Annotated in this window: 25 protein-coding genes; 15 read left to right on the top strand and 10 right to left on the bottom strand. The window is 58.1% G+C overall.

Annotated elements, in window-relative coordinates; translation table 11 throughout:
• Positions 1-100: 100 nt before the first annotated feature.
• From purL to grxD, 3 genes are all read left to right on the top strand, one after another.
• The gene (gene purL / locus ACR3E6_RS12930; RefSeq protein ID WP_480487461.1) at positions 101-2,260 is read left to right on the top strand and encodes a phosphoribosylformylglycinamidine synthase subunit PurL; all 2,160 of its coding nucleotides are present in this window, start codon (positions 101-103) and stop codon (positions 2,258-2,260) included.
• A 135-nt stretch (positions 2,261-2,395) separates the two neighbouring features.
• Entirely contained in the window at positions 2,396-2,632 is a 237-nt protein-coding gene (locus ACR3E6_RS12925) for a BolA/IbaG family iron-sulfur metabolism protein (RefSeq protein WP_152457878.1), read from the top strand.
• A 66-nt stretch (positions 2,633-2,698) separates the two neighbouring features.
• The gene (gene grxD / locus ACR3E6_RS12920; RefSeq protein WP_171116094.1) at positions 2,699-3,061 is read left to right on the top strand and encodes a Grx4 family monothiol glutaredoxin; all 363 of its coding nucleotides are present in this window, start codon (positions 2,699-2,701) and stop codon (positions 3,059-3,061) included.
• A 6-nt stretch (positions 3,062-3,067) separates the two neighbouring features.
• On the opposite strand, the gene ACR3E6_RS12915 is transcribed toward grxD, so the two are convergent.
• Genes ACR3E6_RS12915 through ACR3E6_RS12905 form a run of 3 tightly spaced genes read right to left on the bottom strand, consistent with a single transcriptional unit; the run spans position 3,068 to position 4,661 of the window.
• Complete coding sequence (locus ACR3E6_RS12915) at positions 3,068-3,415, bottom strand: MliC family protein (RefSeq protein ID WP_171723341.1); 348 nt, start codon at positions 3,413-3,415, stop codon at positions 3,068-3,070.
• Positions 3,412-3,807 (bottom strand): cell division protein ZapA, encoded by a 396-nt coding sequence (locus ACR3E6_RS12910; protein WP_480487458.1) that lies wholly within the window; start codon positions 3,805-3,807, stop codon positions 3,412-3,414. Before ACR3E6_RS12910 ends, ACR3E6_RS12915 begins: the two co-directional genes overlap by 4 nt.
• Positions 3,807-4,661 (bottom strand): hypothetical protein, encoded by an 855-nt coding sequence (locus tag ACR3E6_RS12905; protein WP_480487456.1) that lies wholly within the window; start codon positions 4,659-4,661, stop codon positions 3,807-3,809. The genes ACR3E6_RS12910 and ACR3E6_RS12905 overlap by 1 nt, the downstream gene beginning before the upstream one ends.
• Before the next feature lie 236 nt (positions 4,662-4,897).
• Between ACR3E6_RS12905 and tkt the strand changes: the two genes are divergently transcribed.
• Positions 4,898-6,922: a transketolase gene (gene tkt, locus ACR3E6_RS12900; RefSeq protein ID WP_171723343.1), complete on the top strand. Its 2,025-nt coding sequence runs from the start codon at positions 4,898-4,900 to the stop codon at positions 6,920-6,922.
• Positions 6,923-6,978: 56 nt separating this feature from the next.
• On the opposite strand, the gene ACR3E6_RS12895 is transcribed toward tkt, so the two are convergent.
• Positions 6,979-7,938 carry a DUF808 domain-containing protein gene (locus ACR3E6_RS12895; RefSeq protein WP_209833237.1) on the bottom strand — a complete coding sequence of 320 codons (960 nt, stop codon included), beginning with the start codon at positions 7,936-7,938 and terminating at the stop codon, positions 6,979-6,981.
• Positions 7,939-8,119: 181 nt separating this feature from the next.
• On the opposite strand from ACR3E6_RS12895, the gene gap (ACR3E6_RS12890) reads away from it, so the two are divergent.
• From gap (ACR3E6_RS12890) to gap (ACR3E6_RS12880), 3 genes are all read left to right on the top strand, one after another.
• Positions 8,120-9,121, top strand: a complete 1,002-nt coding sequence (gene gap, locus ACR3E6_RS12890; RefSeq protein ID WP_152457871.1) for a type I glyceraldehyde-3-phosphate dehydrogenase — start codon at positions 8,120-8,122, stop codon at positions 9,119-9,121.
• A 72-nt stretch (positions 9,122-9,193) separates the two neighbouring features.
• On the top strand, positions 9,194-9,337 hold the full coding sequence (locus tag ACR3E6_RS12885) for a hypothetical protein (RefSeq protein WP_171632722.1): 144 nt from the start codon (positions 9,194-9,196) through the stop codon (positions 9,335-9,337).
• A gap of 82 nt (positions 9,338-9,419) precedes the next feature.
• Entirely contained in the window at positions 9,420-10,424 is a 1,005-nt protein-coding gene (gap, locus tag ACR3E6_RS12880) for a type I glyceraldehyde-3-phosphate dehydrogenase (RefSeq protein WP_171632724.1), read from the top strand.
• On the opposite strand, the gene coaD is transcribed toward gap (ACR3E6_RS12880), so the two are convergent.
• From coaD to ACR3E6_RS12865, 3 genes are all read right to left on the bottom strand, one after another.
• A complete protein-coding gene (coaD, locus tag ACR3E6_RS12875) occupies positions 10,416-10,907 on the bottom strand; it encodes a pantetheine-phosphate adenylyltransferase (protein WP_152457869.1) in 492 nt (163 codons plus the stop codon). The two genes, gap (ACR3E6_RS12880) and coaD, sit on opposite strands and share 9 nt — an antisense overlap.
• Positions 10,908-10,992: 85 nt before the next feature.
• Positions 10,993-11,430: a CBS domain-containing protein gene (locus ACR3E6_RS12870; RefSeq protein WP_171632726.1), complete on the bottom strand. Its 438-nt coding sequence runs from the start codon at positions 11,428-11,430 to the stop codon at positions 10,993-10,995.
• A gap of 60 nt (positions 11,431-11,490) precedes the next feature.
• Entirely contained in the window at positions 11,491-12,393 is a 903-nt protein-coding gene (locus ACR3E6_RS12865) for a LysR family transcriptional regulator (protein ID WP_152457867.1), read from the bottom strand.
• 104 nt (positions 12,394-12,497) lie between these two features.
• Between ACR3E6_RS12865 and ACR3E6_RS12860 the strand changes: the two genes are divergently transcribed.
• The 3 genes from ACR3E6_RS12860 to ACR3E6_RS12850 are packed head-to-tail and all read left to right on the top strand — an operon-like array spanning position 12,498 to position 14,786.
• Positions 12,498-13,997: a CoA-acylating methylmalonate-semialdehyde dehydrogenase gene (locus ACR3E6_RS12860; protein WP_171632733.1), complete on the top strand. Its 1,500-nt coding sequence runs from the start codon at positions 12,498-12,500 to the stop codon at positions 13,995-13,997.
• Positions 13,998-14,009: 12 nt separating this feature from the next.
• Positions 14,010-14,150 carry a hypothetical protein gene (locus tag ACR3E6_RS12855; RefSeq protein ID WP_480487452.1) on the top strand — a complete coding sequence of 47 codons (141 nt, stop codon included), beginning with the start codon at positions 14,010-14,012 and terminating at the stop codon, positions 14,148-14,150.
• 36 nt (positions 14,151-14,186) lie between these two features.
• Positions 14,187-14,786, top strand: a complete 600-nt coding sequence (locus tag ACR3E6_RS12850) for a L,D-transpeptidase (protein ID WP_171632735.1) — start codon at positions 14,187-14,189, stop codon at positions 14,784-14,786.
• A gap of 68 nt (positions 14,787-14,854) precedes the next feature.
• Here the strand turns inward: ACR3E6_RS12850 and ACR3E6_RS12845 are convergent, their stop codons facing one another.
• Positions 14,855-15,331 carry a fasciclin domain-containing protein gene (locus tag ACR3E6_RS12845; RefSeq protein ID WP_152457864.1) on the bottom strand — a complete coding sequence of 159 codons (477 nt, stop codon included), beginning with the start codon at positions 15,329-15,331 and terminating at the stop codon, positions 14,855-14,857.
• 71 nt (positions 15,332-15,402) lie between these two features.
• On the bottom strand, positions 15,403-16,254 hold the full coding sequence (locus tag ACR3E6_RS12840) for a class I SAM-dependent methyltransferase (RefSeq protein ID WP_480487450.1): 852 nt from the start codon (positions 16,252-16,254) through the stop codon (positions 15,403-15,405).
• A 137-nt stretch (positions 16,255-16,391) separates the two neighbouring features.
• Here ACR3E6_RS12840 and ACR3E6_RS12835 point away from each other — a divergent pair, with 137 nt between their 5' ends.
• The 5 genes from ACR3E6_RS12835 (at position 16,392) to ACR3E6_RS12815 (ending at position 21,118) form a co-directional block, all read left to right on the top strand.
• Entirely contained in the window at positions 16,392-17,507 is a 1,116-nt protein-coding gene (locus ACR3E6_RS12835; RefSeq protein ID WP_480487448.1) for a carboxylate-amine ligase, read from the top strand.
• Between the two features lie 112 nt (positions 17,508-17,619).
• Positions 17,620-18,762, top strand: coding sequence for an acyl-CoA dehydrogenase family protein (locus tag ACR3E6_RS12830; protein WP_171632745.1), 1,143 nt, complete (start codon positions 17,620-17,622; stop codon positions 18,760-18,762).
• Positions 18,763-18,769: 7 nt separating this feature from the next.
• Positions 18,770-19,810: an enoyl-CoA hydratase/isomerase family protein gene (locus tag ACR3E6_RS12825; protein WP_480487446.1), complete on the top strand. Its 1,041-nt coding sequence runs from the start codon at positions 18,770-18,772 to the stop codon at positions 19,808-19,810.
• Between the two features lie 3 nt (positions 19,811-19,813).
• The gene (mmsB, locus tag ACR3E6_RS12820; protein WP_480487445.1) at positions 19,814-20,686 is read left to right on the top strand and encodes a 3-hydroxyisobutyrate dehydrogenase; all 873 of its coding nucleotides are present in this window, start codon (positions 19,814-19,816) and stop codon (positions 20,684-20,686) included.
• Positions 20,687-20,794: 108 nt separating this feature from the next.
• Positions 20,795-21,118, top strand: a complete 324-nt coding sequence (locus ACR3E6_RS12815; RefSeq protein WP_480487443.1) for a hypothetical protein — start codon at positions 20,795-20,797, stop codon at positions 21,116-21,118.
• Positions 21,119-21,134: 16 nt separating this feature from the next.
• On the opposite strand, the gene uvrA is transcribed toward ACR3E6_RS12815, so the two are convergent.
• The gene (gene uvrA / locus ACR3E6_RS12810) at positions 21,135-23,993 is read right to left on the bottom strand and encodes an excinuclease ABC subunit UvrA (protein ID WP_480487441.1); all 2,859 of its coding nucleotides are present in this window, start codon (positions 23,991-23,993) and stop codon (positions 21,135-21,137) included.
• Positions 23,994-24,015 lie beyond the last annotated feature (22 nt).

Raw genomic sequence — 24,015 nt, 5'->3', positions numbered from 1 at the left:
TCTTTGAAAGACGCAACCTGCGCCGTCTTGACCCTTTCCACACGCGCGCGCTTGCCCTAAAAGGCGCGCAATCTCGGCCCACTTGGACACAGGACAGAAGATGCAAGAGCCCGCCATCACACCCGATCTGATTGCCGCACACGGGCTCAAGCCCGAGGAATATGACATGATCCTCGAGATCATCGGGCGTGAACCTACTTTCACCGAGCTCGGCATTTTCTCGGCCATGTGGAACGAGCACTGTTCCTACAAATCTTCGAAGAAATGGCTGCGCACCCTGCCCACCTCTGGGCCCCAGGTGATCTGCGGACCCGGTGAAAACGCAGGCGTGGTAGACATTGGCGACGGTCAGGCCGTGGTCTTCAAGATGGAAAGCCACAACCACCCGTCTTACATCGAACCCTATCAGGGTGCGGCGACCGGCGTGGGGGGCATCCTGCGCGACGTCTTTACCATGGGCGCGCGTCCCATTGCGTCAATGAACGCATTGTCCTTTGGCGAACCCGGCCATCACAAGACCCGTCAACTGGTCAACGGCGTGGTCGAGGGCATCGGTGGCTATGGCAACTGCTTCGGCGTGCCTTGCGTCGGTGGCGAAGTGCGCTTTCACCCCGCATACAATGGCAACTGCCTTGTGAACGCCTTTGCGGCCGGTCTGGCCGACAGCAACAAGATTTTCTATTCGGCCGCGTCGGGCGTGGGTATGCCCGTCGTCTATCTGGGCGCAAAGACCGGTCGTGATGGTGTGGGGGGCGCGACCATGGCATCCGCCGAATTCGACGACACGATCGAAGAAAAACGCCCCACCGTTCAGGTCGGCGACCCCTTCACCGAAAAACGCCTGATGGAGGCGACGCTGGAACTGATGCAGACCGGTGCCGTGATCTCGATCCAGGACATGGGCGCGGCGGGCCTGACCTGCTCGGCCGTTGAAATGGGTGACAAGGGTGGCCTTGGCGTGCGCCTTGATCTGGAAAACGTTCCTCAGCGCGAAGAGAACATGACAGCCTATGAAATGATGCTGTCCGAATCTCAGGAGCGTATGCTGATGGTCCTCAAGCCCGAGCTTGAGGCCGAGGCCCGCGCCGTGTTCGAAAAATGGGATCTTGATTTCGCGATCGTTGGCGAAACCATTGCCGAAGACCGCTTTCTGATCATGCATAACGGTGAAGTCAAAGCCGATCTGGTTCTGTCCAAACTGTCTTCTACCGCGCCGGAATACGACCGCCCATGGGAGCCTACGCCACAGGCAGAGGAACTGGCCGAAGTGCCCCAGATCGACCCGATTGACGGGCTGCGCGCCCTGCTCGCTTCGCCCAACTACGCAGGCAAACAGTGGGTCTATGAACAGTACGACACCATGGTGATGGCGGATTCCGTCCGCACGCCGGGTCTGGGTGCGGGCATGGTCCGCGTCCACGGAACCGACAAGGTGCTTGCCTTCACATCCGACGTGACCCCGCGCTATGTGCGCGCAAACCCTTTTGAGGGCGGCAAACAAGCGGTGGCCGAAGCTTATCGCAACCTGACCGCCGTCGGAGCCAAACCGCTTGCCACGACGGACAACCTGAACTTCGGCAACCCCGAAAAGCCCGAGATCATGGGCCAGTTTGTCGGTGCCATACAGGGCATTGGCGCCGCGGTCGGCGCGTTGGATATGCCGATCGTGTCGGGCAACGTCTCTCTGTACAATGAGACCGACGGACAGGCCATTCTGCCGACCCCCACCATTGGCGCAGTCGGCCTGTTGCAGAACTCGGACGAGGTCATCGGCAACGAGGTACGCGAAGGCCACGTTGCGCTTGTGATCGGTGAAACCAAGGGGCATCTGGGTCAATCCGCCCTTCTGGCCGAGGTGTTCAACCGCGAAGACGGCGACGCCCCGCATGTCGATCTGGATGCCGAAAAGCGCAACGGTGATTTCATCCGCGCCAACCGCGAGATGATCAAGGCCTGCACCGACGTCAGCGATGGCGGCATCGCTCTGGCTGCCTTCGAACTGGCAGAAGCCGCAGGCGTTGGCGTATGTCTTGACGACGCCCCGACTGAATTCCTGTTCGGTGAAGATCAGGCCCGCTATCTTGTTGCGTGCAATTTCGATCAGGCCGAGGCATTGATGATTGCGGCCGGTCAGGCCGGCGTTCCACTGAATGCGGTTGGTCGTTTCACCGGCGATACGGTGAAGATCGGCAGCTCGGAAGCCTCGCTTGATGAACTTGCCGCGATTTACCGCAACAGCTTTGCCGAGGCTGTCGCCTAACAACGCAACGCGAATGCCAATCGAAACCCGCGCTGTGATCCGGTGCGGGTTTGGTTGTTTTTGCATGTGCCAGTGCTCTTGCACGCCCGGTTCATGCGCTCTACATCTTGGGAAAGACCTTCTGGAGTTATCTACATGCCGATGAGCGCCCACGAAATCGAACACCTGCTGCGCGAAGCCTTTCCCGACGCCGAGATTCAGGTCGGCGGAAATGACGGTGTTCATATGTCTGCCATGGTGGTGGATGAAAGCTTTCGCGGCAAAAACCGGGTTCAGCAACAGCGCGCTGTTTACGCAGCTCTGAAGGGCAAGATGGACGGCCCGGACGGAGAATTGCACGCGCTGGCGCTCACCACCAAAGTGCCGGAATAAGCTTCTCGGCTTCTTTCGAGGCGAACATATGACTCTCCCGTTGGAGAAACGAACAGGAAACGCAAAATGACCGACGTAAAAACCCAGATCGACGAAACCGTCAAAGCCAATGACGTGGTGCTGTACATGAAAGGCACCAAGGAAATGCCTCAATGTGGCTTCTCGTCCCGTGTTGCCGGCGTTCTAAACTACATGGGTGTTGAATACACCGACGTGAACGTACTGGCCGACGAAGATGTGCGTCAGGGCATCAAGGATTATTCCGACTGGCCGACCGTGCCGCAGCTGTATGTCAAAGGCGAATTCGTAGGCGGTTGCGACATCATCACCGAGATGACCCTTTCGGGTGAGCTGGACACGCTTTTTGATGAAAACGGTGTCGGCTACAACAAGGAAGCAGCCGACAAAATCCGCGAAGCAAACGCGTAATCCTGCTTACCGGCTGGAACAATTCTGATAAATAGCCTGCTCATTGGCGGCGCCTGCCGCCAAATAGCTGATTGACGCGTTCCAACCTTTTGAGCGCAGGATATAGGTTCCTTCGGCTCCGAGAGATTCATAGCGGATGCCCGATCCGCTTTCGACCTGGCGCATCGCGACCAGAGTGTTGTCCACCATCGTCGCCGCCGCGCCTGAACCGTCGGGTGCGTTGAAATAGGTCACCGGCAAGGGCACGCCGTTCTCGCAGGTAAAGGTGACAGACAGAATGTCGATTTCGGCGAGTGCAGATGTTGCCGGGAAAACAAGCAAAGCACCGCAGAAGAAATTGCGCAGATAGGTCATTGTGCCTTCTTCTCCTCGACGACGGAAGCCAGCGCTTCCGCACGTGCTGCCAGCTCGGCCAGCGTATCCGTGACGGATGGCGGCACCACCGCGACTTCAACACGTTCGGGTTCCGGCGCGGGCGCATTTCGCAGCGATTGAAGCTCGGCCTCGGCCTCGGCCAGCCTGGCCTCCAGCGACTTGACCTTGTCTTCCGTCGCCGCCGTCTTGTCAGCCAGCAGCAGACCGGCCATCAGCAACATGCGCGCTTCGGGCATCCGCCCAATCTGATCGGACAGAACCTGCGCTTCGTCATCCAGCATTTTGGCGGCCGCCTGCAGAAAGGGTTCTTCCCCGTCCCGGCAGGACACGTCAAAACCCCGCCCGCCAATATGAATGGTTACCTCGGGCATTACTCTACCTCACCTTCTACAAGTTTTGCCTGCGACAGCAGAGGTTCCAACCGTGCCAACACGGCCTGCGCTTCGGCGGCGTCCGAAGCCTGCGCCGCACGCGTCGCCTCAAGCTCGGCAACGGTGGCGCGGTTCAGCAATTCAGCATCCGTCAGCCCTTCTGCGGCCGCGGAACGCAACTCTTCTACGGAATTCCGCAACTGCTCGTTCGCCTTGCGCATACGTTGCAGATCGTCATCCAGCCGGGACATCGCAGCGCCATGGCTGGCCCGTTCGGCCCGCAGCATCTCAAGCTCGGCGCTCAGATCATCGACCCGTACCGTATCTTCAAGTTGTGCCTTGAGGCGGCTGTTTTCCGCCTCGACTTCTTTTGCCTGAGCAAGCAATTCACGCAATTGCTCAAGCTCGGCTTTCACCGCCGAAGGATCTTCGATGCCGTCAAGTTCGGCGCGCAGTCTTTCGTTCTCGGCCTTCAACGCGTCCAGTTCGGCATTGTTGTCCAAGGCCGCCTTGGCCTCGGCCAGCTCGGCGCGGGCCGCTTCGACAGACGCGATTTTCGCCCGGGCTTCTTCCAGCTCTGCGCGCAGCGCATCCGCGTCGGCGGCACCCGCTGGTTCCGTGCGCAGCTCCTCCAGATCGGCACGCAGCGCGTCCACTTGTTTTTCGTGCTGCTCTTTCAGGGTCTTCAGTCGTTCCTGAAGCTGCGCATTGACAACTCTTTCGTCTTCAAGTTCGGCCTGAAGCCTCTCACTTACTTCAGCATTCCGGGACGCACCGCCCAACCCTTCGACGCCCGCACTGATACGATCCATCGCAGCAATAATGCGGTGCTGTAGTTCCTCTAACTGGCTCATGCCCCTGTCACCTCTTTATCAAGGTTCATTCTGTCGCGAAGTGATCCGAATCAAAACCGAATCCCGCTTGCCGACAGTCTAACGGAATGCGACAGAAAATACCCACTGTTTGGTTTCAATCACTTGGGCCTCGCTCTTCACCTATCGGGCGTTGCCAAAGCCCGGTTCCGCTTGCACTTTGGGTGCTGAATGGTATTGAGCGCGCAATCTGCTTTTTATCCAAAGGAACAACGCCCGTGGACCTGACTGCGCTGCGCAAAGCCAACCCCGAACACTGGGACAAAGCTGCGGCCATCCGCACCCTGACCCTTGACGCCGTCGCCGCCGCAAATTCCGGCCATTCCGGCATGCCGATGGGCATGGCCGATGTTGCGACCGTTCTGTTCGAAAAGCACCTGAAATTCGACGCCTCGGCCCCGAACTGGCCGGACCGCGATCGGTTCATCCTGTCGGCTGGTCACGGTTCGATGCTGGTCTATTCACTTCTCTATCTCACCGGTCATGCCGACGTGACGCTGGAAGAGATCAAGAATTTCCGCCAGTTGGGCGCCAAGACCGCGGGCCACCCTGAAAACTTTCTGATCGATGGTGTTGAAACCACGACCGGCCCGCTTGGTCAGGGTATCTCGAATGCCGTGGGTTTCGCCATGGCCGAGGAAATCCAGCGCGCGCATTACGGCAAGAAGGTCGTGGATCACTATACTTACGTGATCGCGGGCGACGGCTGTCTGATGGAAGGCGTCAGTCAGGAAGCGATCACTTTGGCCGGCCGCCATGAGCTGAGCAAACTGATCGTCTTCTGGGACAACAACAACATCACCATCGACGGCACTGTCGATATCGCTGATCGCACCGATCAGGTCCGCCGGTTTGCGGCCTCTGGCTGGCACGTGATTGAAATCGACGGCCATGACCCCAAGGCCATCGATGCGGCCATTGTTCAGGCGAAAAAGTCCAAAAAACCAACCATGATCGCCTGTGAAACCCATATCGCTCTGGGTCATGCTGCGCAGGACACCTCGAAAGGTCATGGGGCACTGACGGATCAGGATCAGCTGAAAGCCGCGAAAGAGGCCTATGGTTGGCCGCACGACACATTCGAAGTTCCAGCCAACGTCAAATCCGCTTGGGAAGCCATTGGTGCACGCGGCGCAGACGAACGTGGGGCTTGGGAAGAACGTTTTGCCCAGCTTTCCGAGAGGAAACAGGCCGAATTCAAACGCGCCTATGCATTTGAGGCCCCCAAGCGGCTGGCTGGCGCCATTCGTGCGTTCAAAAAGCAGATGTCTGAAGAGCAGCCGAAACTGGCCACCCGCGCCTCGTCCGAAAAAGTTCTGAACGTCGTGAACCCGATCATGACCGAGACTGTTGGCGGCTCGGCTGACCTGACCGGATCGAACAACACAAAATCGGCTGATATGGGCGTGTTCCTGCCGGAAAACCGCAAGGGCCGCTATATCCATTACGGCATTCGCGAGCACGGCATGGCCGCTGCGATGAACGGCATGGCGCTGCACGGCGGTATCCGCCCCTATGGCGGTACCTTCATGGCCTTCACCGATTATGCCCGCCCGTCCATGCGGCTGGCGGCACTGATGAAGATCCCGTCGGTTTTCGTAATGACCCATGACTCGATCGGTCTGGGCGAGGATGGCCCGACCCACCAGCCGGTGGAACATCTGGCCATCTCGCGCGCAACGCCGAACACTTATGTGTTCCGTCCCGCCGATACGATCGAAACCGCCGAAGCCTGGGAACTGGCGCTGACCTTCAAGGACAGCCCCTCGGTCCTGTCGCTGACCCGCCAGGGCGTGCCGACCGTGCGCAAGGATCACAAGACCAAGAACCTGACCGCACAAGGCGCCTATGTTCTGGCCGAGGCCGAGGGCAAGCGTCAGGCGATCCTGATTGCAACAGGTTCCGAAGTTTCGCTGGCCATGGAAGCCAAAGCGATGCTCGAAGCCGAAGGCATCGGCACCCGCGTCGTCTCGATGCCCTGCATGGAGCTGTTCGCCGAGCAGGACGAAGCCTATCGCAAGCGGGTACTGCCTGCCGGTCCGGTCCGCGTCGGCATCGAGGCCGCCGTGCGCGCCGGTGGCTGGGATCGCTGGCTGCTGGGCGAGCGTGGCCGCGAAGCCAAGGCAGGCTTCATCGGCATGTCCAGCTTTGGTGCCTCGGCCCCTGCCGGTGAGCTGTACAAGCATTTCGGCATTACGGCCGAAGCAACTGTGGCCAAGGTCAAGGAATTGTTGGGACTGTAAGACAGTCCCTTCTGATCGAGCAAAGGGCGGCTTTGGCCGCTCTTTTCATTTTGGTTTCAATGCGTTTCGGATTTGCTGAACAGGGGCATGATTATCTTGGTTGCCACCGGGATCAAAACCAATCCCCAAGCCAAACCAAATACGCCATCCATCGTGGCCTTGGATACCCACTCAACCGCGCCAACCCATTGATCAGACACGGAATGTCCAATGGCATAGGCCCAATCATGGATATGATGGCCCAGCCAGCCAAAACCCAGAACCTCCATCCCGTGGATGACGATCGAGCCCCCCACCCACAGCATCGCGGCAGTTCCGACAATGGACAGTGTTTTCATCACCCCGGGCATTGCCTTGACCAACCCTCGGCCCAAACCGCGACCGATAGGTGTTGGCGCGTTCTGCGCCAGAAAAAGCCCCACATCATCCATTTTCACGATCAACGCGACGGATCCATAGACGGCCACCGTCACGCCGATCCCGACAACAGCCAGCGTCGCGGCCTGCATCCACAGGTTCGGGGCTTCGATCGCCGCCAATGCAATGGTCATGATCTCGGCAGACAGAATGAAATCAGTCTTGATGGCGCCCTTGACCTTTTGCTCCTCCAGGTGGCCCGGATCGCGGTTTTTCATGTCGTCCTCAATCACATGGCTGCCATGAGGAAACAGAACATGAAAAATCTTCTCGGCCCCTTCAAAACATAAATATGACCCGCCAAGCATCAACAAGGGCGTGATCAGCCACGGCGCAAAATTGGCCAGCAACAAGGCGACGGGCAGCAAGAGTATGATCTTGTTGAAGATCGACCCGCGCGCAATGCGCCAGATGATCGGCAACTCGCGCGCCGGGGCGAAACCCTGCACATATTTCGGCGTCACCGCTGCGTCATCGATGATCACACCGGCGGTTTTGGCCCCCGCTTTGCCTGCCGCCGCAACCACATCGTCCACTGATGCCGCCGCAACCTTGGCAATGCCCGCCACATCATCCAACAGGGCCAAAAGACCACTCATCGCGTTTCCCTTCAATCTGCTGTCGCCAACCGGACCCTACCTGATCCAACGGCTAGCGCAAGCGTTAGCGCAACCGGCGCAGGTTTGCGCTAACACCTTAAAAATATGCCGCTTTTGCCCTTTTGAGATTCCCTTTTCGCCGTTATATGGCCCTCAAAGCAAGCGCATCTGGAGACGTCATATGACCATCAAGGTCGGTATCAATGGTTTTGGCCGTATTGGCCGCTGCACCCTGTCGCACATCGCCGCGTCCGGGCGCAACGACATCGAAGTGATCAAAGTCAACGCAACTGGCCCGTTGGAAACCTCGGCGCATCTGTTGAAATATGACAGTGTTCACGGGCGTTTTCCGCGCGACGTCACCATTGACGGCAATACCATGGATCTGGGTCGCGGCCCGATGCAGATGTTCTCGACCTACGACATGACCGAGTTGGACTGGGAAGGCTGTGACGTCGTCCTCGAATGCACCGGCAAGTTCAACGATGGCCTGAAGGCCAAAACGCATCTGGAACGTGGCGCCGGCAAGGTACTGCTGTCGGCTCCGGGCAAGAACGTGGACAAGACCATCGTTTTCGGCGTCAATCACAACACGCTGGCCGCCAATGACAACATGGTTTCGAACGGTTCGTGCACGACCAACTGCCTCGCCCCGCTGGCCAAGGTGCTGGACGAGGGCGTCGGTATCGAACACGGTATCATGACGACCATCCACGCCTACACAGGCGACCAGCCGACACTGGACCGTCGCCACAGCGACCTCTACCGCGCCCGCGCTGCTGCAATGTCGATGATCCCGACCTCGACCGGCGCCGCCAAGGCGCTGGGTGAAGTTCTGCCGAACCTGAAAGGCCGCCTGGACGGTTCCGCCATTCGCGTCCCAACCCCGAATGTTTCGGCGGTGGACCTGACGTTCCGTGCCTCACGCGACACAAGCACGGCGGAAATCAACGCGATCGTCGAAGAGGCCGCCAAAGGCCCGATGCAGCGCGTTCTGGGATATGAGCCCGCTCCGCTGGTGTCGACCGACTTCAACCACACCGAGGAAAGCTCGATCTTTGCACCGGATCAGACCCGCGTCGTCGATGACCGCATGGTCCGCGTTCTGGCCTGGTATGACAATGAATGGGGCTTCTCGGTTCGTATGGCCGACGTAGCTGTTGCGATGGGCCGCCTTAACTGACCCTTCGGACTTCGCTTGTACCTTGATGCCCGCTCAGGTTATCTGAGCGGGCATTTTACGTTCGGGACAGCCATGACCAACCAAATCGCTATCTGGCTCGGCCTTCTTCTTCTCGGCGTTATCATGTTGGATGTAGCGCTGTACGGCACCGAACATCTGCTTTTCCTCGGAAAGAAGCTTTACGACTTTCTGGACTGGCTCGCTTTCTGGCGCTGACAGAGGTTTTCCTTGACATTTCGCTTGATCTGTCATTGTTAGCGCTAACTCATCTTACTGAGACATTTGGACGGAGCAGACCATGACCTTGAAACTGGCGATCAACGGATTTGGACGGATCGGGCGCGGGGTTCTGCGCGCGGTGATGGAAAGCGGACGTACAGACGTTGAGATCGTCGCGATCAACGATCTTGGAAAACCCGAAATGAACGCGCACCTGTTTGAATTTGACAGCGTTCACGGCCGCTATCCCAACCCGGTTACGCTCAGCGATGCAGGTCTGGACGTGGGTCGTGGTCCAATTCGGCTGAGTAACGAGCGCAACCCCGAGGATCTGCCCTGGTCGGATATTGACGTCGTTCTGGAATGTACGGGTGTGTTTCGTACGCGCGAGGCGGCGGAACGTCACTTCAAGAACGGATCCCGGAAAGTTCTGATCTCTGCCCCGGCCCGAGGTGACGGCGGTGTGAAAACCATCGTCTTTGGCGTCAACGATGGCGAACTGACCGCCGATGATCTGGTGGTCTCAAACGCATCCTGCACCACCAACTGCCTGTCTCCTGTTGCTGCCGCTCTGGATGCCGGCCTTGGTATCAAGCACGGCAACATGACCACTGTTCACGCTTATACTGCCAGCCAGCCTGTGCATGATACAGTGGGAAAAGATCCCTACCTGTCCCGAGCGGCAGCGCTGTCGATGATCCCTACGACAACCGGTGCGGCCGCTGCCGTGGGCCTGGTGCTGCCGCAACTCAAAGGAAAACTGACCGGTCAGGCCATCCGCGTTCCAACCCCGAATGTCTCGGTCGTCGATCTTGTGGCCGAGGTTTCACGCCCCACGACCGAAGAAGAGGTCAACCAACTGTTCGTCGATGCGGCTGCCAAAATCCCCGGCGTTCTTGCCGCGGAAAGCCGTCCTCTGGTTTCCATCGACTTCAATCACGACCCGCACAGCTCGACCGTGTCACTGGCTGAAACCAAGGTTACTGATGGCACGCTGGTTCGTGTGCTGGCGTGGTATGACAATGAATGGGGCTTTTCGAACCGGATGCTTGATACGGCGGCCGCAATGGGTGCCCTAGCCTAACCTTTTTTTCAGCGCATCATTGACACGGGGCGTGACGAATTTCGACACGTCCCCGTTCAACCGGGCGATTTCCTTCACCAGCTTGGACGCGATCGCCTGATGGCGCGCTTCGGCCATCAGGAACACGGTCTCGATCGAATCGTCCAGAGCCCGGTTCATGCCGACCATCTGAAACTCGTATTCGAAATCGGCAACCGCACGCAGGCCGCGCACGATGATTTGTGCGCCTACATCCCGCGCACAATCAATCAGCAGGTTTTCGAAGGGGTGCGCGATGATTTCGGTTCCGGTCTGCTCGGACAGCCGGGCGCATTCCGCTTCGATCATGGCCACGCGCTCTTCCAGCGAGAACAGAGGGCCCTTGTCTCGGTTGATGGCCACACCGATAACCAGTTTGTCCACCAAAGCTGCCGCCCGACGGATGATATCGATGTGCCCCATGGTGATGGGATCAAAGGTTCCAGGATACAATCCAACCCGCATCGCGCCCTCCTGCGCAACAAAATTTCTGCGCAAGCAAACATAACTTTGCTGCAGGTGCAAGTGATTGCTTGGGCAACCCCTGTCGTCAGTGCCCCATTATCATGCCTTCAAGGGCATCTTTTTCCATCGCAAGTTCGGAAAGCTGAGCCTTCACCACATCACCCAAAGTGACAATGCCTACGAGTTTTCCGTCTTCAACCACCGGCATGTGGCGAAATCGCCCCTCTGTCATACGGGACATGATGTCTTCCACGGTGGTCTGGCGCGTCGCCGTGACGAGGTTCTGGGTCATATAAGACTTAACCGGTTGGTTCAGACAACCACTGCCGCTGGCCGCCAATTCCCGGACGATGTCACGTTCTGACAGGATGCCGACCGCGGTATTGCCACCATCGTCGGAAACAACGACCGTACCGATGCGCTTGTCCGCAAGAATCTTCGAGGCCTCTGAGACTGTCGCCGTTGACGCCACGGTCACGACACCATCTGTCGCTTTGGACTTCAGGATGGCCTGAACTAGCATGAAGAATACCTCCGGAATAATAACACTTATTCCAAAGCGTTGCGCGATTGCCGCGACCTGTCAAGCGTCGGGGCCTGCTTCCAAACGAAGCACTTCATCGCGAATACCGCGTGTCAGGGCATCCGCAAAGCGGTTCAACCGCTCGTTGCGCTGGTCACCCTGATGCCTGACCAGATAGAAGCTGCGCGTCAAACTCACTTGATCCGTCAGGATTTTCCGAAGCCCCGGGTGGAATGGCAACGTGAAATCATGCGCCACGCAAACCCCTGTTCCCAGGCAGACCTGCCGCAGTTGAACCGATACCGAATTCGATGCAAGAGCGACACGGTCAACGCCAATGTCATTCAGGTAGTCAAGTTCCCGGTCAAAGATCATATCAGGGATATAGCCGATCAACCTGTGGCCCTTCAGGTCAGCTATGCTCCGGATCGGATCATGTCGCTTCAGATACTCTTCGGTCGCGACCATGTGCAGCTTGTAGTCGCTGATTTTCTTCACCAGCAGCTGACCGGCGGTCGGCGCACTGACCGTAACCGCCATATCCGCCTCGCGACGGGACAGGTTGATCACACGCGGAAGCGCCAGGATCTGAATGTCCAGATCAGGGTTTGCGTCGCTGATTTTGGCACACACCTGCGGCAGCAGATAGTTGGCACTGCCGTCCGGCGCGCCAATCCGGATTTGCCCGCTCAGGGTTTTCGTTGGTCCTGTTACCGCCCCGGCCGCCGCGCGCATCGCTTCTTCTGCGTGCAGCCCGTGTTCCAACAGCCGCTGTCCCGCCGGGGTCAGAACATAGCCTTGCTGCGACTTGGTGAACAATGTGGAATCCAGCGTCGCCTCCAGGCGCGCAATGCGCCGACCAACGGTGGCCGGGTCGATCTTCAGGATACGACCAGCGGATGACAGGCTTTCCTCGCGCGCGACAGCCAAGAATATCCGCATATCATCCCAGTTTGGGGTCATTTTGATCCCTTTTGCATTTTTGCAAAACTCTTTTGAGACATTGCCTCTGTTCGCGGGATTTCTGCAAGCCTATTCTGCGCGCAAATCTATCGGAGGAGCTATTGATGCAAAACCTGACCCATTTCCTGAACGGCGAAATGGTCGCCGGAACGTCCGGTCGTTTCGACGACGTCTACAACCCGGCAACGGGTGAAGTTCAATACAAGTGCCCGATGGCCAGTGCAGCGGAAACCACCGCCGCGATCGAGGCCGCCGCTGCGGCCCAGCCCGCATGGGGCGCAACCAACCCGCAAAAGCGCGCGCGCGTCATGATGGCCATGGTCGGCCTGATGAACCGCGACATGGACAAACTGGCCGAAGCGCTGAGTCGCGAGCACGGCAAAACCATCCCCGACGCCAAGGGTGATTTGCAGCGTGGTCTGGAAGTGATCGAATACTGCATTGGCGCGCCGCAGATGCTGAAGGGTGAGTTTACCGACAGCGCGGGCCCCGGCATTGACATGTATTCCATGCGCCAGCCTCTGGGCGTTGTCGGCTCGATCATGCCGTTCAACTTTCCGGCCATGATGCCGCTCTGGCATGTTGGCCCTGCGCTGGCCTGTGGTAACGCCGTTGTTCTGAAACCGTCCGAACGCGACCCGTCCGTGCCCCTGATGCTGGCTGAACTGTTCGTCGAAGCCGGCCTGCCCAAAGGCGTTTTCCAGGTCGTAAACGGCGACAAGGAAGCTGTCGACACCATCCTCGACAGCGAGATTATTCAGGGCGTCAGCTTTGTGGGTTCAACCCCGATCGCACAGTATATCTACAGCCGCGCAACCGCGAATGGGAAACGAGCACAGTGCTTCGGCGGTGCCAAGAACCATATGATTGTCATGCCCGACGCCGATCTGGATCAGGCCGCGGACGCGCTGGTTGGCGCTGGTTTCGGTGCGGCCGGCGAACGCTGCATGGCAATCTCTGTCGCGGTTCCCGTTGGGGAAGAAACCGCAGACAAGCTGATCGAAAAGCTGATCCCGCGCGTCGAAAAGCTAAAAGTGGGCCCCTACACCGCTGGTGACGATGTCGACATGGGCCCTGTAGTAACAGCGGCCGCGAAACAGCGCATTCTGGGCCTGATCAATTCAGGCGTCGAACAGGGTGCGAAACTGGTTGTCGACAACCGCGACTTCAGCCTGCAAGGCTATGAGGACGGTTTCTTTGTCGGCCCGCACCTGTTCGACAACGTGACGCCCGAGATGGACATCTACAAACAGGAAATCTTTGGCCCGGTTCTGTCCACCGTGCGCGCGGGTTCTTACGAAGAGGCCCTTAAACTGGCGATGGATCACGAGTACGGAAACGGCACCGCGATCTTTACCCGCGATGGTGATACCGCACGTGACTTTGCCAGCCGTGTAAACATCGGAATGGTCGGCATCAATGTTCCGATCCCGGTTCCGCTGGCCTATCACACCTTCGGCGGTTGGAAGAAATCCATGTTCGGCGATCTGAACCAGCACGGCCCGGACAGCTTCAAGTTCTACACCCGCACCAAAACCGTGACCGCACGCTGGCCGTCTGGCATCAAGGAAGGTGGCGAGTTTAACTTCAAAGCAATGGACTGATCCTACAGTTTCATGACGCTTGAAGCCCGGCCCGTTCAACGGCCGGGCTTTTTGCATCTTTCCGCCGAAAAACCTGCTTTCGTCCAATCGGTCACAGGAAATTCAAGTGGTTCACTCTGGAAAAATCCAACCAACACCCATATTTTGGCGTGAACATTGTACTGAGCAGTGAACTTATCGGAGGCAACCTTGTCCCAATCTCGTATAACCCGTCGCTCTGCCTTGCTGGGCGTGGCCTCTTTGGTGGCAACACCTGCCCTTGTTCGGGCACAAAGCACGGATGCTTTCCCTGAAACGGAAGACGCGATCAGTACGCAATTGCCGGTCCGACGCAATATATCGTCCTTCTCGCAGCAGAGTTGGCAGGACCATTTCGATGAATTGGGCGTTGGATGCCTGTTGGCCGACATCACCAGCCGCGCCGTCCATTACTGGGGGCCTGACGGCACCTACAAACTGTACCCAAGTTCCGTGCCCATGAGCGAAGAGCTTACCAAACGCGGGTACACGAAAGTTGTGCGTAAAACCGAATTCCCAAGCTGGACACCTACGGCATCAATGCGCGAACGTGACCCTTCGCTGCCACTTCGGATGGAAGGTGGCGATCCCGGCAACCCACTGGGAACCCGCGCCATGTATCTGGGTTGGCCTGCCTATCTTGTCCATGGCACGCACGACACGCGCAAGATCGGTCGTCAGAGCTCGTCAGGTTGCATTGGCCTGTACAACCAGCATGTCGAAGAGCTGTATCCGCTGGTAAAAGTTGGCACACAGGTTCGACTGGTCTGATCCACCCTCTCTGAAACGCAAAAGCCCCGGTCGGTCGCCGGGGCTTTCTTGTCTTCGGAAGACGGCATTTATTCCGGCAGGATTACCGCGTCGACGACGTGGATGACGCCATTGCTGGCTTCAATGTCGGCCTGTACGACCTTGGCGTCGTTCACTTTCACGCCGTTTTTGGCGTTGACGCTCAGCCGGTCGCCCTGAACAGTCAGAACCTTGGCGCGTTTGCCGGCGATATCTCCAGACATAACCTTGGCCGGTACCACGTGATAGGTCAGAATCGCGACCAGTTGATCCTTGTTTTCTGGTTTCAAAAGCGTCTCGACAGTGCCTTCAGGAAGCGCAGCAAAGGCTTCGTCTGTGGGTGCAAATACCGTGAACGGACCATCCCCTTTCAGGGTGTCAACCAAGCCTGCAGCCTGAACGGCGGCCACCAGAGTATTGAACGACCCGGCGGCAACGGCGGTGTCGACGATATCAGCGGCCTGAGCTTTGAGCGGCATAGCAAAAGCAAGTGCGGCGGCTGCGCCCATGAATGTACGACGGAACATAGCTGTCTTCTCCTCTCCAGCGTGTTATGGAAAGGGTTACGGACCTTTTGCCGCAATGGATCACTTTGGTTTCAGTTTTCTTTGAGCTGCACCCAGATGCTTTGCGCCCGCCCCTCGGCCAGGAACGGCAAGGCAACAACGGCATCAGGCCGATCCTGTTGCAGGTAATACCCCGGCCAAAGCATTGAATACGCGCCAGATTGCAGCAAGCTGTGCAATACGTACTGCTCTCCCCAGCCTGGGCAATCATAGAAGAAGCGCTTGGGATACTCGTAGGGCAAAAAAACATCGTGAACGTGGATCACCACCCCGGGATTCAGCGACGGTATAATGCGGCAGAACAGATGTGCGACATCGTTGCTCATCCGCACAACATGGCTGGAGTCGATGAACAGAATGTCTCCGGCCTCCAGCTCTGCGAATAGCGCCGGGTCAGTTTCTTCAAGACGTTTTTGTTCGAACCGGTCGACCACATGGGCAATATCGGCGCGAGGGTACGGATCAATCGCGGTAATGGTGGTATCCAGATTGCCATCGATGATTGCCTGACGGGTCACACGGGTGGAATTGCCGCATCCGACCTCTATCACGCGTTTGGGCTGAAAGCGGCGGATCATCAGATACAATGCATCCGCATCCGGGCTGTCATAGTAACCATTGCCGGTACGATAACCGGTCTGATTGCGTGCGGGATCTTTCAGCGCCTCCAGGGCAGTTTTGTGACGCTCGTATTCCGCCACAAGTTGAGAGATGTCGAACCCCTCCATCCCTGGCGACAAAGCATAAGCGGGGCGCGTCAACCCACCCGCCGCTTCGAAGGCTTCCAGCCGCGCCCGTTCATCCTGTTCCGTAACTCTGTCGACCAATTTCACCCCCAATTCTTCAAGGGCGGCATTGATCTTCGGGAATTTTCTGGGTTTCAAGGCGCTGGCTCCGCGATCTGTGATGCAATGTTCCTTACCGTTGCGAACCGTTTCTCTGCAAGGGCAAGCCTGTCAAACCCTTGGCAAAACGTAAATTTCCGTATTCACTGATGGAACGGACAACTGTGAGGGGCCCCATGCAGCAGGAATTTACACTCGGGATCGAAGAAGAATACCTGTTGGTGGATCGTGACAGCCTGCAATTGTCCGAAGCCCCCGAAGCGCTGATGGCGGCCTGCCAAAGCGATTTCGAAGGTCAGGTCAGCCCCGAGTTCCTGCAATGTCAAATCGAGGTTGGAACCAGACCACACGCCACGGTCGCTTCGGCGCGCGAAGACCTGAAGCGGCTGCGGTCATGCGTTTCGAAACGGGCCGCCGAATACAACCTGTCCCCTATCGCCGTCTCGTGCCACCCGTTCGCCAACTGGAAGGATCAACACCACACCCGGAAAGAACGGTATGACGCGCTGCAACATGCATTGGGCGGCGTTGCCCGGCGGATGCTGATCTGCGGGATGCATGTACATGTCGGGGTCGAGGACCCTGCCCTGCGTGCCGATCTAATGCCGCAACTGTCATACTTTCTTCCTCATCTTCTGGCGCTGTCCACTTCTTCGCCTTACTGGAACGGCGAGGATACCGGCCTGTCTTCATACCGGCTGACGGTGTTCGACAACCTGCCCCGCACCGGGCTGCCGCCAGTTTTTGCCAGTTGGAGCGAGTATGAACGGACCACGGGTATTCTGGTCGAGCTTGGCGTCATAGAAGACACCACCAAGATCTGGTGGGATCTGCGCCCTTCGCATCGTTTCCCGACTTTGGAAACACGGATCATGGATGTTCAGCCCCGGCTGGAGCACACGTTGTCGTTGGCGGCGCTGGTGCAGGCCTTGACCCGGATGCTGTGCCGCCTGAAAGACCGCAACCTGCGCTGGCGGCAATATGATCGTTTTCTGATCGGTGAAAACCGCTGGCGCGCACAGCGCTACGGAGTGGGTGAAGGGCTGATCGATTTCGGCGACCGGTCAGTCAAACCCATGTCTGAACTGATCGGCGACCTCATGGGGTTGTTGGCAGAAGACACCGAAGCACTTGGCACGATGACCGAGCTTGCACAGCTCAGGCAGATTGCTGAAAACGGCACTTCCGCCACGCGCCAACGCCGTATTCATGCCGAGGCATCAGCGCGCGGTGATGATCCCGGCCAAGCCGTCGTGCGCCACCTGATCGAGGAATTTCACGCCGATCTCTGAACGTTTCCGGCTTGCGACCCGTTTCAACCGACTCATTGTTGCGCCTGCAAAATTTCTGTAAGAATTCAGAAATAAACAACCGTTCAATTCATTGCCGACGGGAGGGAGCGTCATGGATTTCGCACTCAGCGAGGAGCAAACAGCCATATTCGACATGGCGCACGCGTTCGGGCAGGAAAACATCGCCCCCTTTGCGCGCCAGTGGGAGGCGGACGGAACCATTCCCAAAACCTTGTGGCCCCAGATAGGCGAGCTTGGTTTCGGCGCGCTTTACGTATCCGAGGAAAGCGGAGGGTCAAATCTGACCCGCCTAGATGCCACGCTGGTTTTCGAGGCGCTGTCGATGGCCTGCCCCTCAGTCGCCGCCTTCCTGTCGATCCACAACATGTGCGCCAAGATGTTGGACAATTTCGCGGATGATGACCTAAAGGCGCGCATCATGCCGGATGTTCTGAGCCTGAATACGGTTCTGAGCTATTGCCTGACCGAGCCCGGTTCCGGCTCTGACGCGGCGGCCTTGAAAACCCGCGCCGAACGCACCAACGAAGGATATACGTTGAACGGTACCAAGGCGTTCATCTCGGGCGGTGGCTATTCGGATGCCTATGTTTGCATGGTACGCACCGGTCAGGACGGGCCCAAGGGGATCTCGACCGTCTATGTCGAGGACGGCACGCCGGGGCTCAGCTTTGGGGCGCTGGAACAGAAAATGGGCTGGAAAAGCCAACCCACTGCGCAGGTTCAATTCGACGACTGCAAAATTCCCGCTGGCAACCTCGTGGGCACCGAAGGCGACGGCTTCAAATACGCGATGATGGGCCTCGATGGCGGACGTCTCAATATCGCGGCCTGTTCTCTTGGGGCTGCTCAGGCCGGGCTGGATATGACCCTGCAATACATGTCCGAGCGCAAGGCGTTCGGCCAATCCATCGATCAGTTCCAGGCCCTTCAGTTCCGTCTGGCGGATATGGAGATCGAATTACAGGCGGCACGCACCTTCCTGCGTCAGGCGGCGTGGAAACTGGACAACGGCGCGCCCGATGCCACGAAATTCTGTGCGATGGCGAAGAAATTCGTAACCGAAACCGGGTCGAAGGTGGTGGATCAGTGCCTGCAACTGCATGGCGGGTACGGATATCTTGCGGATTACGGCATCGAAAAGCTTGTGCGCGATCTTCGCGTGCATCAGATTTTGGAAGGCACGAACGAGATTATGCGCGTGATCGTCGCGCGTCAAATGCTCGCCAATCGCTGAGGCCCCGATGTCAGACATTGAAATCCGCACCACAGGCCGTGCCGGTCGCATCACCCTCACCCGTCCCCAAGCGCTGAACGCGTTGAGCTATGACATGTGCATGGCCATCGACACGGCGATGCGCAACTGGCGGGAAGACGATGCCGTTGACCTGATCGTTCTGGACGCCGAGGGGGAAAAAGCCTTTTGTGCAGGGGGCGACATCGCCGAACTTTATGAAACGGGCACCAAAGAAGATTATGCGTATGGTCAGAAGTTCTGGCGGGACGAATATCGTCTGAATGCCCTGATCTTCGAATATCCCAAACCTGTCATCAGTTTTCTTCAGGGGTTTACCATGGGCGGGGGTGTCGGCATCGGCTGCCATGGCAGCCACCGTGTCGTCGGAGAAAGCTCCAGGATTGCCATGCCCGAATGCTCGATTGGCTTGATTCCGGATGTCGGCGGGTCACTGATGCTGGCCCTCGCACTGGGGCGGCTGGGTGAATTCCTTGGGACTACGGGCTTCAGGATGGGGCCTGCGGACGCGATCTTTGCGGGGTTTGCCGACCATTTCATCCCGCAATCGCAATGGTCTGATCTGATCGAAATTCTGGAAGCGTCTGGAAATGCGAAACTGGTGGCCGAACATGCCGAAACACCACCCAATGGTGAATTGGCAGGGGTGCTGACGGAAATCGACAAACATTTTTCCGGTGAAACTCTGGGCGACATCCTGATCAGCCTGCGCAATGACGATCAGGAATTTGCAGACAAAACTCTGGAAAAAATAATGAAAAACGCGCCGCTTTCCGTGGCCTGCACGATCGAGATGCTGCACCGTCTGCGTGGCCCCTCTCTGACCATGCGGCGCGCGTTGGAGATGGAATACCGCTTTACCCACCGGGCGATGGAGCATGGTGATTTTCTGGAAGGTATCCGCGCGCAGATCATAGACAAAGACCGCAACCCGAACTGGCAGTTTTCCGATACGGACGTCCCCCTGGTGGCCGTCTCGAAAATGTTGCAGCCATTGGGTGCGGACACCCTGACATTCGAGGAGGACTGAGAGATGCAGATCGGGTTCATAGGGCTGGGAAACATGGGGGCGCCCATGGCGGCCAACCTGGCAAAGGCTGGCCATCAGGTTCTCGGATTCGACACGGCCGGTGTTGTCGTTGACGGGGTGACTCAAGCCGATACCGCGACAGAAGCCGTCGCCTCTGCCGATGCAGTCATAACCATGCTGCCGAATGGCGCCATCCTGCGGGCCGTTGCAGATCAGATCATTCCCGCCATGGCGAAGGGTGCCGTGCTGATCGATTGCTCGACAGTTGACGTGGACAGTGCACGCGCAGTCGCGGAACAGGCCAGCGGCGCCGGTCTGCTGTTCGTGGACGCTCCGGTTTCGGGGGGTGTCGGCGGCGCGGCAGGTGGCACCCTGACATTCATGGCCGGCGGGTCAGACGACGCATTTGCAAAGGCGGCTCCTCTGTTCGACATCATGGGGCAGAAAGCGGTTCACTGCGGCGAAGCCGGAGCCGGCCAAGCCGCCAAGATCTGCAACAACATGATCCTCGGAGTGACCATGATCGCCACGTGCGAGGCCTTTGCCCTGGCCGACAAACTGGGTCTGGACCGCCAAAAGATGTTCGATGTGGTAAGCACCTCATCCGGATACAGCTGGACAATGAACGCCTATTGCCCTGCCCCGGGCGTTGGCCCGCAAAGCCCAGCCGACAATGACTATACTCCTGGATTTGCAGCCGAGTTGATGCTGAAGGACCTGCGCCTCAGCCAACAGGCCGCAACCAGTGCGGATGCGGATACACCGATGGGACAGGCCGCGACTGCTCTTTACGAGCAATTCGTCGAGACCGAAGACGGCAAGGGACGCGATTTCAGTGCCATGTTGCCACGGTTCGAAAAACGCGGACGTGAATAAGACAACTGGCGGCATCTTGCCCAACGATTTGACAGATATTGGGCAAGTGACCATCTAGGCAGTCATGAACAAATGGCCCCGGCTGGCCAAATCGCAAAGGAAGGCGACATGACGAGATTCTTGGTGACGACGGCAACTCTGGCGGCTTTGGCCCTTTCCCCGGTTGCCGCGGCGGCAAAGAACAAGGCCGGGCATTGCCCTCCGGGTCTGGCCAAGAAATCCGTTCCCTGTGTGCCGCCTGGTCAGGCTAGGAAAATCTACCGAGATGGAGACTTCATTACCAACGACTACCGTTGGATCAATGACCCCTATCGCTATGGGTTGAACCGAAACTATTCATATGTCCGTGCAGGTGATTACGTGTACCGGGTCGACCCCGAGACGCGCAAAGTCCTGAACCTGATCGGCGCGATCGCAGACATTCTGAACTGAGGCCGCGTCTGGGCAGTTATTCTGCCGCGACGCGCGCGCCTTTCAGCATCGACTTCAGGTATCGCCCGGTGTGGCTGCGTTCAACATCGACTATGTCTTCCGGTGTTCCGGTGGCGACGATTTCGCCACCGCCATCACCACCTTCAGGTCCAATGTCGATGATATGATCCGCGGTTTTGACCACATCCAGATTATGTTCGATCACCACGACGGTATTGCCCTGGTCGACCAATTCATGCAGCACTTCCAACAGCTTGCGTACATCTTCGAAATGCAGGCCTGTTGTCGGTTCGTCGAGAATATAAAGAGTACGTCCGGTTGAACGCTTCGACAGTTCCTTTGACAGCTTTACCCGCTGCGCCTCGCCACCTGACAACGTCGTGGCTTGTTGACCCACCTTGATATAGCCAAGACCAACACGCGCAAGGGCGTCCATCTTGTCCCGGATTGAGGGCACGGCCTTGAAGAACTCCTGCGCATCTTCCACCGTCATATCAAGCACATCCGCAATGGACTTGCCCTTGAACTTGATCTCAAGCGTTTCGCGGTTGTACCGCGCGCCTTTGCAGGTTTCGCAAGTCACGTAGACATCAGGCAGAAAGTGCATCTCGATCTTGATGACACCGTCACCCTGACATGCCTCGCACCGCCCGCCTTTGACGTTAAAGCTGAAGCGACCGGGTTTGTACCCGCGTGCCTTAGCCTCGGGCAGACCGGCGAACCAGTCGCGGATCGGGGTGAAGGCCCCGGTATAGGTTGCCGGATTCGATCGCGGAGTCCGCCCGATCGGGCGCTGGTCGATATCGATGACCTTGTCCAGATGCTCCAAACCCTTGATGGTCTCACACGGCGCAGGCGTTTGACGCGCGCCATTCAGGCGCATCGACGCGGTCTTGAACAACGTCTCAATCGTCAGGGTCGATTTACCGCCACCAGATACCCCCGCGACACAAACGAACTTGCCCAAGGGAAACTCGGCCGTCACGTCTTTGAGGTTGTTACCCGAAGCCTTTACGACCGTTACCTTTTTCTTGTTCCCCTTGCGCCGCTCGGCGGGCACTGGAATCTCGCGTACGCCCGACAGATACTGCCCCGTGATCGAGGCCGCGTCCGCAGCGATCTGCTCGGGCGTGCCGTGGCTGACCACCTGCCCGCCATGCACACCCGCACCGGGGCCAATGTCGAACACATAATCGGCTTCGCGGATGGCTTCCTCGTCATGTTCGACAACAATCACGGTGTTGCCCTGATCCCGCAGATTCTTGAGCGTACCAAGCAACCGGTCATTGTCACGCTGGTGCAAGCCGATCGAGGGCTCGTCCAATACGTAAAGCACCCCGGTCAGGCCTGATCCGATCTGGCTTGCCAGACGAATGCGCTGACTTTCGCCGCCTGACAGGGTTCCACTTGAACGAGACAGCGTAAGGTATTCCAAACCAACATTATTCAGGAATCCCAGCCGCTCGCGGATTTCCTTCAGAATGGCCCGGGCGATCTCATTCTTCTGAGCGCTCAGATGGTTCGGAGCATCCTCGATCCAGGCAAGCGCTTCGCGGATGGACATTTGCACCACCTGACCGACATGCAGTCCCGCGATCTTCACGGCCAAGGCTTCGGCGCGCAGACGATACCCTTCGCAGGTGCCGCACGGGCGGTTGTTTTGGTACCGTTCGAATTCCTCGCGTATCCACGCGCTATCCGTTTCGCGATAACGCCGTTCCATATTCGGAATCACGCCTTCGAAGCTGCGTGTCACCTGGTACACGCGTCCGCCCTCGTCATAGCGGAACTGGATCTCCTCATCGCCCGAGCCCCGCAGGAACACCTGCTGCACTTTGCTGGGCAGGTCTTTCCAGGGCGTGTTCTTGTCAAACTCATAATGACGCGCGATGGCCTCGATGGTCTGAAGGAAATACGGCGACTTGCCTTTCCTCCACGGCGCCAGGGCCCCGTCATACAATTTCAGCGTCTGATCCGGCACCACGAGACGCTCGTCAAAGAACAGCTCGACCCCCAAGCCGTCACAATCCGGGCAGGCTCCGAATGGCGCATTGAACGAAAACAGGCGCGGTTCAATCTCGGGGATAGTGAAACCACTGACCGGGCAGGCAAAATTCTCGCTGAAGGTAATTCGTTCCGGCTCTCCTTCTCGTGGGGCGGTTTCCAGAATCGCGATTCCGTCCGCCAGATCCAGAGCGGTGCGCAGGCTATCGGCCAAACGCGTTTCCATGCCTTCACGAACAACCAGGCGGTCAACCACAACGTCGATATCGTGACGGAACTTCTTGTCCAATGTCGGGGGCTGATCCAGCTCGTGGAACTCACCATCCACCTTCACGCGCTGGAACCCCTGCTTGCGCAGTTCCAGAAATTCCTTCCGGTACTCACCTTTGCGGTCGCGCACGATCGGAGCCAGCAGATACCCCCGCGTGCCCTCCTCCATCGCCATGATGCGGTCGACCATGTCCTGCACCTGTTGCGCCTCGATCGGCTGGCCGGTGGCCGGGCTGTACGGCGTGCCTGCGCGGGCAAAGAGCAGACGCAGATAGTCATAGATCTCGGTGACGGTCCCCACAGTCGAACGCGGGTTCTTCGAGGTCGTTTTCTGTTCAATGGAGATCGCCGGAGACAGTCCACTGATATGGTCAACATCAGGCTTTTCCATCATGTCGAGAAACTGCCGCGCATAGGCGGACAGGCTTTCGACATAACGGCGCTGACCTTCGGCATAAATCGTGTCGAACGCCAGCGACGACTTGCCCGAACCGGACAGCCCAGTGATCACCACCAACTGATCCCGAGGGATATCGACATCGATGCCTTTAAGGTTATGCTCGCGCGCGCCGCGCACCTCTATATTCTTCAGCTCAGCCATTTCCGGCCCCCAACAAACAAGT

This window comes from Ruegeria sp. AL3 (assembly GCF_056536065.1).
This window is presented reverse-complemented; position numbering and strand designations above follow the sequence as displayed.

Excerpts from the sequence above, each read along its gene's own strand:
- purL (WP_480487461.1), top strand. The coding sequence starts at position 101 with ATGCAAGAGCCCGCCATCACACCCGATCTGATTGCCGCACACGGGCTC.
- ACR3E6_RS12925 (WP_152457878.1), top strand. The coding sequence starts at position 2,396 with ATGCCGATGAGCGCCCACGAAATCGAACACCTGCTGCGCGAAGCCTTT.
- grxD (WP_171116094.1), top strand. The coding sequence starts at position 2,699 with ATGACCGACGTAAAAACCCAGATCGACGAAACCGTCAAAGCCAATGAC.
- ACR3E6_RS12915 (WP_171723341.1), bottom strand. The coding sequence starts at position 3,415 with ATGACCTATCTGCGCAATTTCTTCTGCGGTGCTTTGCTTGTTTTCCCG.
- ACR3E6_RS12910 (WP_480487458.1), bottom strand. The coding sequence starts at position 3,807 with ATGCCCGAGGTAACCATTCATATTGGCGGGCGGGGTTTTGACGTGTCC.
- ACR3E6_RS12905 (WP_480487456.1), bottom strand. The coding sequence starts at position 4,661 with ATGAGCCAGTTAGAGGAACTACAGCACCGCATTATTGCTGCGATGGAT.
- ACR3E6_RS12895 (WP_209833237.1), bottom strand. The coding sequence starts at position 7,938 with ATGAGTGGTCTTTTGGCCCTGTTGGATGATGTGGCGGGCATTGCCAAG.
- gap (WP_152457871.1), top strand. The coding sequence starts at position 8,120 with ATGACCATCAAGGTCGGTATCAATGGTTTTGGCCGTATTGGCCGCTGC.
- ACR3E6_RS12885 (WP_171632722.1), top strand. The coding sequence starts at position 9,194 with ATGACCAACCAAATCGCTATCTGGCTCGGCCTTCTTCTTCTCGGCGTT.
- gap (WP_171632724.1), top strand. The coding sequence starts at position 9,420 with ATGACCTTGAAACTGGCGATCAACGGATTTGGACGGATCGGGCGCGGG.
- coaD (WP_152457869.1), bottom strand. The coding sequence starts at position 10,907 with ATGCGGGTTGGATTGTATCCTGGAACCTTTGATCCCATCACCATGGGG.
- ACR3E6_RS12870 (WP_171632726.1), bottom strand. The coding sequence starts at position 11,430 with ATGCTAGTTCAGGCCATCCTGAAGTCCAAAGCGACAGATGGTGTCGTG.
- ACR3E6_RS12865 (WP_152457867.1), bottom strand. The coding sequence starts at position 12,393 with ATGACCCCAAACTGGGATGATATGCGGATATTCTTGGCTGTCGCGCGC.
- ACR3E6_RS12860 (WP_171632733.1), top strand. The coding sequence starts at position 12,498 with ATGCAAAACCTGACCCATTTCCTGAACGGCGAAATGGTCGCCGGAACG.
- ACR3E6_RS12855 (WP_480487452.1), top strand. The coding sequence starts at position 14,010 with ATGACGCTTGAAGCCCGGCCCGTTCAACGGCCGGGCTTTTTGCATCTT.
- ACR3E6_RS12845 (WP_152457864.1), bottom strand. The coding sequence starts at position 15,331 with ATGTTCCGTCGTACATTCATGGGCGCAGCCGCCGCACTTGCTTTTGCT.
- ACR3E6_RS12835 (WP_480487448.1), top strand. The coding sequence starts at position 16,392 with ATGCAGCAGGAATTTACACTCGGGATCGAAGAAGAATACCTGTTGGTG.
- ACR3E6_RS12830 (WP_171632745.1), top strand. The coding sequence starts at position 17,620 with ATGGATTTCGCACTCAGCGAGGAGCAAACAGCCATATTCGACATGGCG.
- ACR3E6_RS12825 (WP_480487446.1), top strand. The coding sequence starts at position 18,770 with ATGTCAGACATTGAAATCCGCACCACAGGCCGTGCCGGTCGCATCACC.
- mmsB (WP_480487445.1), top strand. The coding sequence starts at position 19,814 with ATGCAGATCGGGTTCATAGGGCTGGGAAACATGGGGGCGCCCATGGCG.
- ACR3E6_RS12815 (WP_480487443.1), top strand. The coding sequence starts at position 20,795 with ATGACGAGATTCTTGGTGACGACGGCAACTCTGGCGGCTTTGGCCCTT.
- uvrA (WP_480487441.1), bottom strand. The coding sequence starts at position 23,993 with ATGGCTGAGCTGAAGAATATAGAGGTGCGCGGCGCGCGCGAGCATAAC.